At 74.6% G+C, this 14,389-nt stretch carries 12 protein-coding genes and 1 pseudogene; 4 read left to right on the top strand and 9 right to left on the bottom strand.

The genetic code is table 11. From position 1 onward, the window contains the following. Positions 1–89 precede the first annotated feature (89 nt). Positions 90–2,516 carry a hypothetical protein gene (locus ACFP3V_RS19420; RefSeq protein WP_380585113.1) on the bottom strand — a complete coding sequence of 809 codons (2,427 nt, stop codon included), beginning with the start codon at positions 2,514–2,516 and terminating at the stop codon, positions 90–92. A 78-nt stretch (positions 2,517–2,594) separates the two neighbouring features. Here ACFP3V_RS19420 and ACFP3V_RS19415 point away from each other — a divergent pair, with 78 nt between their 5' ends. Both ACFP3V_RS19415 and ACFP3V_RS19410 read left to right on the top strand, forming a co-directional pair. Then, entirely contained in the window at positions 2,595–3,425 is an 831-nt protein-coding gene (locus ACFP3V_RS19415) for a DeoR/GlpR family DNA-binding transcription regulator (RefSeq protein ID WP_380585111.1), read from the top strand. Positions 3,426–3,474: 49 nt separating this feature from the next. Next, positions 3,475–3,972 carry an SRPBCC family protein gene (locus ACFP3V_RS19410; protein WP_380585109.1) on the top strand — a complete coding sequence of 166 codons (498 nt, stop codon included), beginning with the start codon at positions 3,475–3,477 and terminating at the stop codon, positions 3,970–3,972. A gap of 7 nt (positions 3,973–3,979) precedes the next feature. Here the strand turns inward: ACFP3V_RS19410 and ACFP3V_RS19405 are convergent, their stop codons facing one another. Continuing rightward, a complete protein-coding gene (locus ACFP3V_RS19405; protein ID WP_380585107.1) occupies positions 3,980–5,086 on the bottom strand; it encodes a PLP-dependent cysteine synthase family protein in 1,107 nt (368 codons plus the stop codon). A gap of 218 nt (positions 5,087–5,304) precedes the next feature. Between ACFP3V_RS19405 and ACFP3V_RS19400 the strand changes: the two genes are divergently transcribed. Continuing rightward, on the top strand, positions 5,305–6,015 hold the full coding sequence (locus tag ACFP3V_RS19400; RefSeq protein WP_380585105.1) for an ATP-binding protein: 711 nt from the start codon (positions 5,305–5,307) through the stop codon (positions 6,013–6,015). A 12-nt stretch (positions 6,016–6,027) separates the two neighbouring features. Here the strand turns inward: ACFP3V_RS19400 and ACFP3V_RS19395 are convergent, their stop codons facing one another. Both ACFP3V_RS19395 and ACFP3V_RS19390 read right to left on the bottom strand, forming a co-directional pair. Next, on the bottom strand, positions 6,028–6,327 hold the full coding sequence (locus ACFP3V_RS19395) for an SHOCT domain-containing protein (RefSeq protein ID WP_380585103.1): 300 nt from the start codon (positions 6,325–6,327) through the stop codon (positions 6,028–6,030). 396 nt (positions 6,328–6,723) lie between these two features. Further along, positions 6,724–7,953, bottom strand: a complete 1,230-nt coding sequence (locus ACFP3V_RS19390; protein ID WP_380585101.1) for an ROK family protein — start codon at positions 7,951–7,953, stop codon at positions 6,724–6,726. 17 nt (positions 7,954–7,970) lie between these two features. Here ACFP3V_RS19390 and ACFP3V_RS19385 point away from each other — a divergent pair, with 17 nt between their 5' ends. Next, complete coding sequence (locus tag ACFP3V_RS19385; protein ID WP_380585099.1) at positions 7,971–9,260, top strand: MFS transporter; 1,290 nt, start codon at positions 7,971–7,973, stop codon at positions 9,258–9,260. A gap of 140 nt (positions 9,261–9,400) precedes the next feature. Here the strand turns inward: ACFP3V_RS19385 and ACFP3V_RS19380 are convergent, their stop codons facing one another. From ACFP3V_RS19380 to ACFP3V_RS19360, 5 genes and pseudogenes are all read right to left on the bottom strand, one after another. Then, positions 9,401–10,276, bottom strand: a complete 876-nt coding sequence (locus ACFP3V_RS19380; RefSeq protein WP_380585097.1) for an acyltransferase — start codon at positions 10,274–10,276, stop codon at positions 9,401–9,403. An 83-nt stretch (positions 10,277–10,359) separates the two neighbouring features. After that, on the bottom strand, positions 10,360–11,025 hold the full coding sequence (locus tag ACFP3V_RS19375; RefSeq protein ID WP_380585095.1) for a response regulator transcription factor: 666 nt from the start codon (positions 11,023–11,025) through the stop codon (positions 10,360–10,362). 16 nt (positions 11,026–11,041) lie between these two features. Continuing rightward, positions 11,042–12,331: a sensor histidine kinase gene (locus ACFP3V_RS19370; RefSeq protein WP_380585093.1), complete on the bottom strand. Its 1,290-nt coding sequence runs from the start codon at positions 12,329–12,331 to the stop codon at positions 11,042–11,044. A gap of 102 nt (positions 12,332–12,433) precedes the next feature. Further along, positions 12,434–13,216, bottom strand: coding sequence for an enoyl-CoA hydratase family protein (locus ACFP3V_RS19365; RefSeq protein WP_380585091.1), 783 nt, complete (start codon positions 13,214–13,216; stop codon positions 12,434–12,436). 47 nt (positions 13,217–13,263) lie between these two features. Next, positions 13,264–13,526 (bottom strand): annotated as a pseudogene (locus ACFP3V_RS19360) (DUF389 domain-containing protein); the annotation flags it as partial. Positions 13,527–14,389 lie beyond the last annotated feature (863 nt).

Below are 14,389 nucleotides of genomic sequence, written 5' to 3'. Positions count from 1 at the left end.
GGGCGGGCCAGGGCGCAGCCCGGCCGAAGGCCCGGTGGGTGGGGCAGGGCGCAGCCCGGGGTGGGGGGCCCGGTGGGTGGGGCAGGGGGTTAACGGGTCGTCTGGCTCGGGTCCGTGGTCTGGTCGCGGCCGAGGTCGCTGAGGAGGCGGTCGCGGGCGACGGTGAACTGGGGATCCGCCTGGTAGTCGGAGTGGGCGTGGATCGGCACCGGCAGCGGGTGCTCCTCGTCGCGGCCCCACACCAGCGGGTCCGTCAGGGCCGGCCAGTCCGGGGCGTGCTTCGCGCCCGTCGCCGGGACCCGCACCGGGCCGCCGATGGGGTCGGTCACCCGGAACAGGTTGTGCCAGTGCGGGGCGTCCTTCCGCAGCCGCAGCAGGTCCTCCGGCCCGAAGTAGGCCGGGAAGAACCGCCCGTAGAGCCTGCGCAGCGGACTGCCGTACGTCAGCAGCGCGGTCCGCTGCCGCGTCTCCGGGTCCAGTTGCCACACCGCCGCCGCGGCCAGGACCGTCCCCTGCGAGTGGGCGGAGAGGACGAGCCGGCGGCCCGGGTCCTGCTCCAGCCAGGTGCGGGTGCGCCAGACCAGGTCGGGCACGGCCCGCTCGGCGTAGCAGGGCGGTGCGAAGGGGTGGGCCGCCCGGGGCCAGAAGGTGCCGATGTCCCAGACGATGCCGACCGTCTTGCGCGTGCCCAGGTTCCGGTACGCGGCCCGGCCCAGGGCGACCAGGCCGACGACCGTCGCGGCGACCAGCCACCCGCCCAGGTTCTGCAGGGCCGAGGCCGCGTGGCCGACGACCCCCGCCGCCCCGGCGGCCCGTACGGGGGTCTCGCCGCTCACCAGTCCGCCCGTGAGCGAGGCAACGCCCACCACGCCGGCCAGCGCCGCCAGCGTGCCGATGAGTACCGGTCCGTAGTCCGTCAGCGTCGCCTTGGCCAGCGCCCCCGTGATCGCACCCGTGCGCGGGCCCTCCCCGGTCGCGTCCGGGTAGGCGCGGACCACCTGCCGCGCGAACGCCCGTTTCTGGCCTGCCAGTTGCAGCGCCCGCAGCAGGGCGACGACCAGCACCGCGAGCGCGACCACCGGCACCCCGCTGCCGTGCCACACCATCACCGGCGGCGGCACCGGCGACGGTCCGTGCCCCGCGAGCCGCTGCGCCCACCACACCGTCAGGCCCGCGCTGAGCAGTCCGCCGAGGCCGACCGCCAGCAGCGCGGTCGCCACCCCGGCGTACCCGCGCAGCGCCGGGCCGTCGGGGCCGCCGAAGGTCTCGTCGGCCTGCGGCCCGGTGCCGGGGCCGGGAACGGTGTAGGGGCACGGGGCCCCGGTCACCCACTGCTTCACCTGGAACCACTGCCGCAGTTCGACGCTGACCGCGCCGCTGCCGGCGCGCAGCATTCCGCGCGTCACCCAGGCCAGCACGGCGATGAGCGCGAACTGAGCAGCCGTCAGCGCGGACAGCAGCGTGGTGGCCCCGGGGAGGTGCCCGCCGGGACGCCAATCCGGGCGCGGGGCAAGGGCGTCGAGCAGGGTCAGGGCGAGCACCGCCATGCAGGCCCGGGGCAGGCTGCTGAGCAGGGGGCCGTCCGGATCGATGTCGATCCGGTGCTGGATCCGCCGCATCGGCACCAACTGGGCCACCAGCAGCACCGCGAGGACCGCCACCGCCACCAGCAGCACCCACCCGGCGACGGCGAGCCCGCCCCGGTCGTGCTGCCAGAGCGGCAGCAGCAGCGCCAGGTCCACCGTCAGCAGGCCGACGCCGACGTGCACCCGGCGCAGCCGGCGCACCATCCGCATGCCGTACCAGAACCCCTGCTGCTCCATGGGCTCGCCGCTCTCGGCGGCCGGGGCGCCGGGCGTCTGCGACTCGTAGGCGCTCCAGGTGAGCCGGGACAGCCACCACAGCAGCGCCACCAGGGCGACCGGGGCCAGCGCCGCGACGGCCAGCCTGCGGCCCGGGGTCGCCAGCCAACCGCCGTGCGCCCCAAGGAAGAAGACGAGCCAGGAGTGCTGTGCCGAGCAGGCGGGGGTGGCCGCGCACTGCCACGCCGTCAGGTCCATGGCCGCCTCCACGGCCGCGCCGACCAGCAACGCGGTCAGGCTGACCGCGAGCAGCCGGACCAGCGCCTCGTAGCCGCGGGCGCTGCGGGTCGAGGCGGGCCGCATCCAGTGGACGAGGTTGGCGAGCATGAACGGGAGCAGCAGCAGCCACAGCGCCCGGGTCGCGGCGCCGGAGGTGAGGTTGGCCCAGGAGTACGCCTCCTGGACGGCGTCGCCCCGGTACCGCTCCGGGGTGGCCTCGGCGTTGCGGTCCTCCCAGCGGCGATAGGTTCCGGCCACCGCGTCCCCGGTCAGCTGGGCCAGGTGCGGGTCCTGCAGCATGTCCTGCGGCGTGGTGCCGCCGACGCCGTGCACGAGCAGCTCCAGGCGCAGGGCCGCGCCGGTCAGCGGGGGCGGGTCGGCCGGTTCGTCGCTGCGCTGCTCCGGGACGGTCGCCGCCCCCACCTCGCTGTCCATGCCCGCCATCATCCCGCCGACGCCCTCGGCGTACAGCCTTTTGCGCCACGGAGTTGCCCCGCATGAAAGGATGCTCGGGTGGTCGAGAACAGCAACCTGCTCGCGGAGCAGCGCCGGGCCCTCATCCTGGACGAGGTGAGGCGGCGCGGTGGGGTGCGCGTCAACGAGTTGACGCGGCGTCTGAACGTCTCCGACATGACGGTCCGCCGGGATCTGGACGCCCTGGCCCGCCAGGGCGTGGTGGAGAAGGTCCACGGCGGCGCGGTGCCGGTGATGGAGGCGAGCACCCACGAGCCGGGCTTCGAGGCCAAGTCGGGCCTGGAGCTGACGGCCAAGGAGGACATCGCGCGCGAGGCCGCCCGGCTGGTCGCCCCCGGCAGCGCGATCGCCCTCTCGGGCGGCACGACGACGTTCGCACTGGCCCAGCACCTCGTCGGCGTCGAGGGGTTGACGGTCGTCACCAACTCGGTGCGGGTGGCCGACGTGTTCGAGAACGCCGCACGGGGCGGCAGCGCCGCCTCCCCCGCCGCCACCGTGGTGCTGACCGGCGGCGTGCGTACACCTTCGGACGCGTTGGTCGGCCCGATCGCGGACCGGGCGATCCGCTCCCTCCACTTCGACCTGCTGTTCCTCGGCTGCCACGGCCTGTCGGTGGAGGCGGGCCTGTCCACTCCCAACCTGGCCGAGGCGGAGACGAACCGCACCTTCGTCGCCTCCGCGCGCCGGGTGGTGGCGGTCGCCGACCACACCAAGTGGGGCACCGTGGGCCTGTCCACCTTCGCCCGGTTGTCCGAGGTGGACACCCTGGTCACCGACTCCGGCCTGCCCGCGGAGGCCCGCGAGGAGCTGGCCGAGCACCTGCGCTCGGTGCTGGTCGCGGGCGCCGAGGGCCCCGCCACATCGGGCTGACGCACCGTCAACTACGCTGTCCCGCAGCACGAGAGGGGGCGGTTCTACCGTGGTGCGGGAACATCTGCGACCGGTGACACCGGAGTACCTGGACGCCGCGCCGGTGCGGCTGGTGGCCGCCGCCCGGCTGGCCGCGCCGCCCGAGGCGCTGTTCCGGGCGTTGACCGAGGACTGCTCAACCTGGCCGCTCTGGTTCCCCGAGGTCACCCGCGCCGGCTACACCGGACCGCCGCCCTACGGCCCTGGCGCGGGCCGCGCGGTCCGGCTGCGCGGCGGGGCGCACTTCGTCGAGAGCGTGCTGCTGTGGGAGCGGCCGCACCGCTTCGTCTACCGGGTGGAGCAGGTCAACTTCCCTGGCGCGCACGCCTGGTTGGAGGAGTGGCGGCTGGATCCGGCCGGCCCGGGGACCGACGCCCGCTACACCCTGGCCTTCGACGTCAGCCGCCCGCTGGAGTGGGCCGCGCGGGCGCTGCGCCCCGTGGTCGTCCGCTCCCTGCGGCGCGCGCTGCACGGCCTGGACGCCTTCGCCGCGCGCGGCGAAGGCTGACCGGTCGTCAGTCGAGCTTGCCGCTCTCCAGGAAGACCTCCAACTCGGCCAGGTAGGGCGCGATGTCGAGGCCCTGTTCGGCGAGCCAGGCGTCGGAGTAGTACTTGTCCAGGTAGCGGTCGCCGGGGTCGCAGATGAGGGCCACGACGCTGCCCTGCTCGCCGTGCTGCCGCATCTCGGAGATGATCCGGAAGGCGGCCCACAGCCCGGTGCCGGTCGACCCGCCCGGGCGGCGGCCCATCGCGCGGGCGAGGGTGCGCGCGGCGGCGATGGAGGCGGCGTCCGGGACCTTCATCATCCGGTCGATCGCGCCGGGCACGAAGCTGGGCTCCACCCGGGGCCGGCCGATCCCCTCGATCCGGGAGCCCTTCTCGCAGCAGAGGCCGGGGTCGCCGCTCACCCAGCCGTCGAAGAAGACGCTGTTCTCGGGGTCGGCGACGCAGACCCGGGTGTCGGCCTGGATGTAGTGCACGTAGCGGCCCAGCGTGGCCGAGGTGCCGCCGGTGCCGGCCGTGGCGACGATCCAACTCGGTTCCGGGAAGCGCTCCTTGCGCATCTGCGCGTAGATGGACTCGGCGATGTTGTTGTTGCCGCGCCAGTCCGTGGCCCGCTCGGCGTAGGTGAACTGGTCCATGTAGTGGCCGCCGGACTCGGCCGCGAGCCGCGCGGAGACGTCGTAGAGGGTGCGGGTGTCGTCCACCAGATGGCAGTTGCCGCCCTGGGCCTCGATCAGCGCGATCTTCTCGCAGCTGGTGCTGCGGGGCATGACGGCGATGAAGGGCACGCCGATGAGCTTCGCGAAGTAGGCCTCGGAGACGGCGGTCGAGCCGCTGGAGGCCTCGACGACGGGGCGCCCGGGGCGGATCCAGCCGTTGCACAGGGCGTGCAGGAAGAGGGAGCGCGCGAGCCGGTGCTTGAGACTGCCGGTCGGATGCGTCGACTCGTCCTTGAGGTAGAGGTCGATCCCCCACTCCTCGGGCAGCGGGAAGCGCAGCAGGTGCGTGTCGGCGGACCGGTTGGCGTCCGCCTGCACCTTGCGCACCGCCTCCTTGAGCCAGGCCCGGTACTCCGGGTCCGAACGGTCGACGTCCAGGGTCTTCGCAGTCTCGCTCACAGCCGCATCGTAACGGCAACATGAACAGCCGGAGGCCCTCATTCCGCAACTATCCGTGGCCGGCCGGTTACGCTGAGCGGTTCTCCTGGGCAGGATGTAGCGGTGCCACACGAGTTGCGATCCGGCTTCCTCCGGGAAAGTCTGGGTCCATCACGGAATGCTCGGAATTGTTCACCCTGCGAAGTCGACCGACCGTTCTGGAAGGAGTCGCACGCGTGATGGAGGATTTCGACCGGCATTACGAGCTGCGGCTGACCGCCGAGCCGAGCAGGTTCGGCGTGGTCCGCCGAATCGTCCAGGCCCACCTGCGGCACTGGAACCTCGAGCCCCTGTGCGGGCCGACGGTGACCGGCCTCAACGAACTGCTCGCCAACGTCTACCAGCACGTGGCCCGGCCGCACACGTGCACGGTCCGACTCCGCACGGCCGACGGCGCGTTGACCGTCGAGGTGCACGACGCCTCGTCGGTGCTGCCCCGGGTGCTGCCGCCCGACCCGCTCTCACCGGGCGGGCGCGGCCTGGCGATCGTGGCCGGACTGGCCAAGGAGTGGGGTGTCCGCCCCGAGGAGCACGGCAAGTCGGTGTGGTTCACGCTCGCCCCGCTCCCCGCGGCGGTGCCGCTGGCCGCGGCCGAGCCCCTGCTGGCGGCTGCGCTGGCGTGGTCCGAGCCCGCGGACCCGCCCGAGCCCGGGAGCGCGCCGGTGCTCCAACCGGTCGGTGGACCGGCAGGCGAGCCCGTGCCGGAGCCTTCGCCGGAACCGGTGCTGGAGCCCGAGCCGGTGCCCGCGCTGGAGCCGGCCCTGGAGACAGTGCTGGCAAGGGAGTTCGAGCCCGCGCTGGGTGCCGTGATCGAGCCCGTCGCGCCTGCCGAGGCTGCCGCCCAGGCGACCGCCGGTCAGGCCACGGCCCCCGTGGCGGCGGTGTCCTGACCCTCCGTCAGTTCACGTCGTCTCGTCCTCACCGGTCAGCACGGAGAGGCGGGTGCGGTACTCGAACTCGTCGATCTCGCCGTCCGCGTACTTGCGGTTGAGCGTCTCGACGGGCGTCGGGGCCGGCCCGCCCCGCTCCTGCCAGCGCCGGTCCTGCCACGGACCCCGTCCGCGCGGGCCGCGGCCCGCCCACGCCCCTCGGAACAGCAGGCGGCGGGCGAGGACCAGGACGGCGATCCAGAACAGGGGGAAGAGCAGGAACCAGGGGCCGCCGTGCCAGTCGGGTCCGTCCGCGAGGAATTGGGTGAGCATCGCCTGCACCTTTCACTGGTTGGTGCTCCCAGACTCCTGCGCGCGAGTCCCCGCGTCGTCGTCCCCCGGCCGTCACCGTCCCTGCGCCCGGAGGAGTACGCCGGGCGACCTGCGTTGCGGCGGGGAGGGCGATACCGCCCCCGGCGACCTGTCCGACTCCGTGCCCCGGTGCCGTGTCCGGACAGGTCCACCGTGCCCCGGCGCCCGGCACGGCACTCCCCGGCCTCAGCCGGGGTACCTCCGCGCCGCGTTGTCGGGCGCGGCCGAGTACATCCAGCGCTCCCAAGTACCTCCAGTACGAGGGCGACCCTCCGCCTTGCGATCTTCCCCCAGCCTTCGGCCGACGGCGCCCTCACCACCGGACACCGCAACCCGGCGACCTGTCCGGATACGGCACTAGCGAACCGCGCGCAGGCGCTCCGGGTCGGCCAGCACCGGAGCCCAGCCCAGTTCCGCCGCACCGGCCAGCTCGGGCCGCACCAGCGCCGCGGGCACGATCGGGACCGCCGAGGCGCGCTTGCCCCACAGCGACCGGTCCGCGACCACTTCGGACACCAACTCCCCTGCGCCGCGCAGCACCTGGCTCAGGAACGCGCCCAGCACCACCCGGTCCGGGTTGAGCACGTCGATCACCATGGCCAGCCCCCGGCCCAGTCGCTCCGCGACGTGCCGCACCGCGTCCCGCGCCGCCGGCTCGCCCTCCGCCGCCGCGGCGAAGACGCCGTCCAGCCGGTGCAGCGGGGCGTCGGCCCGCAGGCCCGCCGCGCGCAGCAGGGCGTCCGGCCCGGCCTCCGCCTCGAAGCAGCCGCGACGGCCGCACGGGCAGGCGACCCCCTCCGGATCCACCGTCAACTGCCCGATCTCCAACGCCAGTCCGCCCGCCCCGGCGTACAGGCGGCCGTCCAGCACCAGCGCGCCGCCGATGCCCCGATGGCCGGTGGTGACGTACAGCAGGTGCCCGGCGTCTCGTCCCGCGCCGTGGCGGTGCTCGGCGAGCGCGGCGAGGTTCGCGTCGTTGGCGACACCGGCGACGCCGTCGGCCGTGGCCAGCGCGTCAACGAGACCCGCTTGCGCAACGGCCGCGTCCCACAGCGCGCCGAGCGGCGTCCCCGACGCCCAGTCGAGCACCCCCGAGCCGACCGCCCGCCGGTCGGGCTCCGTCACCGGGGACGGCGCGGCCAGGCCGACGCCCACGCAGCGGCGCCCGCTCGCCCGCACCAACTCCGCTCCGGCGCGGGCGAGCTGACGCAGCGCCCGCTCCGGGTCCGCGATGTCGGCGGCGGCCAGCGGCTCGTCGCGGACCGGCCCGAGGGCGCCGCCGAGGGACGCCAGCGCGAGGCTGTAGCCGTCGCTGTGCAGCTGCGCCGCGAGCACGACCGGACCGTCCGGGTGCACGCCGACCCGGTGCGAGGGCCGCCCGCGGGTGCCGCCGACCGGGCTGGCGTCCACGGAGACCAGCCGCAGCGCCTCCAGCTCGCCGAGCACGGCGCCGGCCGTGGCACGGGTGACGCCGAGCGCCGCCGTCAGCGCGGAGCGGGTCGGCGCGGCGCCGGTGTGGACCAGGCTCAGGGCGGGTCCGAGGACGCTCCGGCCGCGGTCGAGGGGACTTGTCCGGGTGGGCTGCACGCTCCTATTATGAATTTGTGCCGCTCCGAAACAAAATAACGAACCGCACACCCGTCGCTCCTACTCCTGCCGACCCCCTTGCTCCTTCCGCCTCGCGGACCTCCAGCCCGACCGGCTGGCCCGCCGCCCGGCTCGCCCTCACCGGCTTCTTCGCCCTCGACGGCTTCCTCTTCGCGGGCTGGGTCGTCCGCATCCCCGAGATCAAGGCCCAGGTCCACGCCTCCCCGGGGCTGCTCGGGCTGGCCCTGCTCTGCGTCTCCGCCGGAGCGGTGCTGGTGATGACGCCGGTCGGCCGGCTCTGCCTGCGCTTCGGCAACCAGGTGGTGACCGTCGGGGCCATGGCCTTCCTCTGCGCCGCCGTCGCCCTCCCCGCCCAGGCCCACTCGGTGGTCGCGCTCGGCGGCGTGCTGCTGCTGTTCGGCGCCGGGTACGGCGCGGTCAACGTCGGCGTCAACAGCGCGGCCGTCGACTACATCGCGGGCGTCGGGCGCCCCGTCATGCCCGCCTTCCACGCCGCGTACAGCCTCGGCGGCCTGCTCGGCGCGACGGTGGGCGGCCTGCTCGCCCAGGTCCTCTCCCCGGCGCAGTACCTCGGCCTGCTGAGCGTCGGCGGCCTCGCCGTCACCGCCTGGGCGGGAACCGTCCTGCTGCGCCGTCCGCTGGTGCCCGCCGCCGTGCGGCGGCCCGAAGTTGACGCCCCGTCGGACGCGGCGGGCCCCGGACGGGCAGGCGTCCCCGGGCCGCTGCTGCTGGTGCTGCTGCTCGGTGTGGTGGCGCTGTGCGACGCGTACGGGGAGGGCGCCCTGGCCGACTGGGGAACGCTGCACCTGACGGAGGACCTCCACGTCTCCCCTGGCGTCGCGGCCGCCGGCTTCGCCGCGTACTCGCTGGCGATGACGGCGGGCCGGGTGTCCGGCACCCGGCTGGTCGAGCTCTTCGGCCCGACCCGGGTCATGGTCACCGGCGGCCTGGTGGCGGGGGCGGGCATGCTCGTCGCTGCGCTGGCCCCGTGGCTGCCCCTGGTCCTGGCCGGCTTCCTGCTGGTGGGCATCGGCCTCTCCAACATCTTCCCGCTGGCGATCGACCGCGCCGGCGCCCTGGACGGCCCGAAGGGCGTGGCCACGGCGTCCATGCTGGGCTACGGCGGCATGGTCCTCGGACCCCCGATCATCGGCTTCCTCGCCCAGGGCCTGGGCCTCCCCACCGCGCTGGTCTCCGTCGCCCTCCTCGCCGCGCTGGCCGCTGCCGCGGCTCTCGCCGTCCAGCGCGCGACCTCAAGCCGCCACCGGCGCGGCAGCGCGGCGTAGCCGCGAGGCGCCGGAGACGGGCTGCGGCCCCCCGGCGGGCTGGCCGGCGTCGGGGGCCCGGCGCAGCCGCGGGGCGGCCCAGCCGGGACGCGGGAGGGCCGTAGTCGGGCTGACCCCGGTGGGCCGCCGCTGACCGATCGTCAGTCTTCCGTCGGCACCGGGGGCTTCGCCTCGCCCGGCGACGGGTCCAGCGCGCCGGCGCCCTCCGTCGCCGTGACCAGGGGGGCGGGGGCGAGGGATTCCTCCGGGTGCGGGGACGCGCCCTCGCCGTCGCGGGGCGGGTGGAGATCCCAGCCCACCAGCGCGACCAGCTGCTCGTGCGTGATGCCCTCCGGGATCGGCTTCGGGGCCACCGTGCGCAGCGGGGGCTCCCAGCCCGCCTCGGGGGTCCACCGGCGCACCACCTTCGCCGGGGCTCCCGCCACCACGCTGTGGTCCGGGACCTCGCCCCGCACCACCGCGTTCGCCGCGACCACGACGTTCCGTCCGATCCGGGCTCCGGGCAGGATCACCGCGCCCGTCCCGATCCACGAGCCGTCGCCGATCGACACCGGCTCGTTGCGCGGCCACTGCTTCCCGATGGGCAGCTCGGTGTCGTCGTACGAGTGGTTCTCGTCCGTGATGAACACCGCCGGGCCGGTCCACACGTTGTCGCCGATGACGATGGACTGGTGCCCCACGATGTGGCTGTCGCGGCCGATCACGCAGCCGTCCCCGATCCGCACGAGGGGCTCGGGCCCCAGATCCAACCCCGGCAGGAAGCCCGCGGAGATCGACACCCGCTCCCCGATGATGCAGAAGCAGCCCAGCTCGATCCACCGCTCGTTGAAGACCGTCCCGAGCGGGAACGTCAGCGTCGTGCCCGCGCCGATCGCGCGGAACCGCAGCGGGCCGGGCCGCTCCGCGCTCACCGCGCCCGCCCGCTGCACCCACGCCCAGCCGCGGTGGACCGCGGCGCTGGCCGCCCGTCCGGTCAGCTCACGGAGGCGGCGTCGGATCTTCTCGGCGATCGGCATGCGCATACGTTAACCGGCCGGTAACCGCCCCGGACCCGCGGGCACGCGTGCCGTCCGTCACCCGCTCGCGACCCGGCGCCCGGCTACCCGAGCCAGCCCGGCCGCACCAGCCCCGACTCGTAGGCCAGGACCACGAGTTGCGCGCGGTCCCGGGCGCCCAGCTTGACCATGATCCGGCTGACGTGCGTCTTCGCCGTCAACGGACTGACCACCAGCCGCCCGGCGATCTCGTCGTTGGTCAGCCCCAGCCCCACCAGGGCCAGCACCTCCCGCTCCCGGTCGGTCAACCTGCCCAGCTCCGGCGGCAGTTCGGGCTCCTTGCTGCGGGCGGCGAACTCCGCGATCAGCCGCCGGGTCACCCCGGGCGACAGCAGCCCGTCGCCCGCCCGCACCGCGCGCACGGCCCGCACCAGCTCCGCCGGTTCGGTGTCCTTGACCAGGAAGCCGGCCGCCCCCGCCCGCAGCGCCTCGAAGACGTACTCGTCCAGCTCGAACGTGGTCAGCACCACGACCTTCACCGCGGCCAGATCGGGGTCGGCGGTGATCCGGCGCGTGGCGGCCAGGCCGTCCAGCTCGGGCATCCGGATGTCCATCAGCACGACGTCCGGCCGCAGCTCCCGGGTCCGTGCCACCGCCGCCAGCCCGTCGTCCGCCTCCCCCACGACCTCGACGTCCGGCTGCGCGTCGAGCAGCGCGCGGAAGCCCGCGCGCACCAACTGCTGGTCGTCCGCCAGCACCACCCGGATCACTCCGGCACCACCCCGGTCATCCGCTGCTCCTCCCGATCCTGCCCAGCCACTCCGCGCCGGGCGACGGCAGCTCCGCTCGGACCTCGAAACCGCCGTCGGTCCGTGGTCCCGCCACGAACCGGCCGCCGAGGGCCGCCGCCCGCTCCCGCATCCCCGTCAGGCCGCTGCCCGACCCGCCCGCCCGCGAGCCTCCCCCGGCCGAGGCGGGCCCCGGGTCGCGAACCGTCAACTCCAGGCCGCCGACAGCCGGATAGCCCACCCGAACCTCCGCGCTGCGCGCGGCCGAGTGGCGCAGGATGTTCGTCAGCGCCTCCTGCACGATGCGGAATCCGGCCAGCTCCACGCCCTGCGGCAGCGGCCGGGGCGTCCCCTCCGTGACCAGCCGGACGTCCAGCCCCGCGTCCTTGGCCTGCGCGACCAGCTCCGGCAGCCGGTCCAGCCCCGGCGCGGGACTGCGCGGCGCCGCGGTCGCAGCGCTCGGTCCGGCGTCGCCCGCAGCGGCAGCCGGGCCGCGGAGAGTGCCGAGGACCTGCCGCACCTCGCCGAGCGCCTGCTTGCTCGTCTGCTTGATCGTCGCCAGGGCGGTACGGGCCTGCTCCGGGTCGTCGTCGATGAGCTCCAGGGCCACCCCCGCCTGCACGTTGATCAGCGAGATGCTGTGCGCCAGCACGTCGTGCAACTCCCGGGCGATGGCCAACCGCTGCTCGTCCGCGATCCGCTGTTCGCGCTCCACCCGCGCCTGACGCCGCTGCGCCCGCTGCTCGGCCCGGGTCCTGATCACCTCGGCGAGCAGGACCACCAGCAGCAACCAGGCCAGCATCCCGAGTTCCTGACCCCACGTCAGCGAGCCGGTCCCCGCGCTCACCCCCAGGTGGACCAGGTACAAGCCCGCCGCACAGAGCCACGCCGCCCGCCGCCGGCCGGCCAGGACGGCACCGACGAACGCGACGACGGCGCTGACGAACACCGGTCCGTAGGGATAGCCGAGCAGCAGGTACGCGGCGGCGACGGCCGAGGTGGCCGCACAGACGGCCACCGGAAAGCGGCTGCGGAACAGCAGCAGCGACGGTCCGAGCAGCAGCAGCGCATAGGCGAGCGGGTCGAGCGCGCTCCGCCCCGGCTGGTGCTGGGCGGCGGCATGGCTGCCGAACACCTGCAACAGCGCGACCGCCACGGCCAGCGGCACCCGCGCGCGGAACAGCCACCAGCCGCCGTCGCCCCGCCGCCCGTCCCAGGGGCGGGCGGGCGGATGCGTCGGACGCCTGCCGGGCGGTCGCGCGGAGTTGTCGTCGGCGGCGGGGATCATGTCAGCACAGTAGGCCGACGGCGCCCCACCCGGCATCGCCTGCACGCGGTGGCGCTGCGTACTCCCCCGGGAGTACGCAGCCTCCCGTACCCAGCCGGGCGCTCAGTGCCCGCCGTCCGCTGCCGCCCACCGCGGCTTGCGCCGCTCCAGGAACGCGCGCATGCCTTCCTGCGCCTCCTCGGAGCCGAACAGCCGGGCCGAGAGGTCGACCATGGCTCCGCCCTGCTCGTCGAAGACGGCGAGGGCTCCGCCGGTCAGCAGCTTCTTCGTCTCGGCCAGCCCCTGCGGAGACGCCTTGCGCAGCTCGTCGAGCACCGGCTGCACGGCAGTTGACGGCGCGTCGGCGGTCGCCTCGGTGATCAGCCCGATCCGCTGCGCCTCCGCAGCGTCGAAGACGGCACCGGTCAGGTACCAGCGCTGCGCGCCACGCGGTTCCAGCCGCGGCAGCAGCGGGAGCGAGATGACCGCCGGGGCCAGCCCGAGGCGCACCTCGGTGAATGCGAAGGTGGCCGCCGGCCCGGCGAAGACCAGGTCGCACGCCCCGAGCAGTCCCATGCCGCCTGCCCGGACGTGTCCGTCCACGACCCCGACCACGGGCTTGGCACACGCCACGATGGCCCGCATGGTCGCGACGATGCGGGCCGGGTTCTCCTTCGGGTCGCCGGAGGTCGCATCGGAGAGGTCCGCCCCGGCGCAGAAGGTGCCCCCGGTGTGCGTCAGCACGACGGCACGCACGTCCTCGTCCTGCGCGGCCTCCTCCAGACGCTCCGTCAACTGCCGGACAAGACGCGCTGACAGCGCGTTCCGGTTGGCCGGGGAGTCCAGCGTCAGCGTCGCGACCCCCCGCTCGACCTCGTAGCGCACGACGACTTCGTTGTCGGCCATGGCGTGGCTCTTCCTTCCGGTTGCGTTGCCTTCATTGCGATCTCGGCTCAGCGTCCCCGACCGGAGCCGAAGCGCGTGGCCCTTCCGGAGTCTCCCGCCCGGGCGAGTTCCGTCCGCCGGATCCGTGCCCGGAACAGCCGCTGGCCGACGAGCGTCGCCGTTCCGGCGGCGATGATGCGAGCAGGTTGGCCCCGAGTTGCCCCAGCGAGCCGAGGAACTGACCGACGTCACCATAGGACAGCGCGAGCGCCGCGTTCGCGGCGACAGGAACGGTAGTGACGGAGATCGCAACACCGACCAGGGCGGCCGACGCAGAGCACGGGTTGCCCGTCGGGCGCTTTCGCGGCACCGGGCTGGACGACGAGACCGGTGACGCCCAGGGCGGAGTTGAGACACGCAGGGACGTCGGACTCGAGATGCTGGGGAACGATCAGGCACGAATTCATCAGGCGAATAACATGCCAAGGGTGAACCGTTGGGCTTGGTAGTGCCCCTCGGCATTGGGGCTCGGCATTGGGGCTCGTATTCGGGTCGGCCTTGGGGCTCGGTATTGCGGAACGGCGCTCGCCAGACGTTTGCAACGGCATCCACCATTGGGCGAGGCTGCGATTCGTGCTGCTCGCTCCGCCCGCGGAAAAGACGCGACTACGGGAGCGGCGGGGCGGCCGCCATCGCCCGGCAGGGCGCCGACCAGGGTGAATGCTTTGACGAGCCGGTCCAGAAAAATGTGCAGGCAATCTGCTGGGAACCTCTTCCCCGCTTCGTCGCCCTGTTCTCCGGACCCCTGCTGTTCTCCGGGCCCGCTCTCTGGCGGGTTGGCGACAGCTGCGCCCCCACTCTCGCCAACCCGCCACCACCCCACCAGGTCCCGCCCGGTCGCCTCGAGCCGCCCGACGGTCACCCGCCACCACCCCACCGGCTCCTGCCCGGCCGCCCGTACTCCGACGGCCACGCGCCACCGGCCGCGACCATCCTCCCCCTGGCGGGTTGGCGAGGGTGGCGGCCCGAGTGTCGCCAACCCGCCACGCACCCACCGGGGCCCGCGCCCTCCCGCCCGGGCCGGGGCCGGCCACCCCCACCCCGCCGCAGCCGACCCCGGGACCCGGGCCGCCCCGTAGCCAGCCCGCGTTTTCGCGAGCGGAGCGAGCCGCACGGCGAGCCAGATCGCGTCCC

The organism is Streptacidiphilus monticola, from assembly GCF_042658505.1.
Taxonomy (GTDB): Bacteria; Actinomycetota; Actinomycetes; order Streptomycetales; family Streptomycetaceae; genus Streptacidiphilus; species Streptacidiphilus monticola.
Note: the sequence above shows the minus strand (reverse complement) of the source record. Positions and strands in the feature narration are given on the sequence as shown.

Excerpts from the sequence above, each read along its gene's own strand:
- ACFP3V_RS19370 (WP_380585093.1), bottom strand. The coding sequence starts at position 12,331 with ATGATCCCCGCCGCCGACGACAACTCCGCGCGACCGCCCGGCAGGCGT.
- ACFP3V_RS19395 (WP_380585103.1), bottom strand. The coding sequence starts at position 6,327 with ATGCTCACCCAATTCCTCGCGGACGGACCCGACTGGCACGGCGGCCCC.
- ACFP3V_RS19380 (WP_380585097.1), bottom strand. The coding sequence starts at position 10,276 with ATGCCGATCGCCGAGAAGATCCGACGCCGCCTCCGTGAGCTGACCGGA.
- ACFP3V_RS19420 (WP_380585113.1), bottom strand. The coding sequence starts at position 2,516 with ATGGACAGCGAGGTGGGGGCGGCGACCGTCCCGGAGCAGCGCAGCGAC.
- ACFP3V_RS19365 (WP_380585091.1), bottom strand. The coding sequence starts at position 13,216 with ATGGCCGACAACGAAGTCGTCGTGCGCTACGAGGTCGAGCGGGGGGTC.
- ACFP3V_RS19400 (WP_380585105.1), top strand. The coding sequence starts at position 5,305 with ATGGAGGATTTCGACCGGCATTACGAGCTGCGGCTGACCGCCGAGCCG.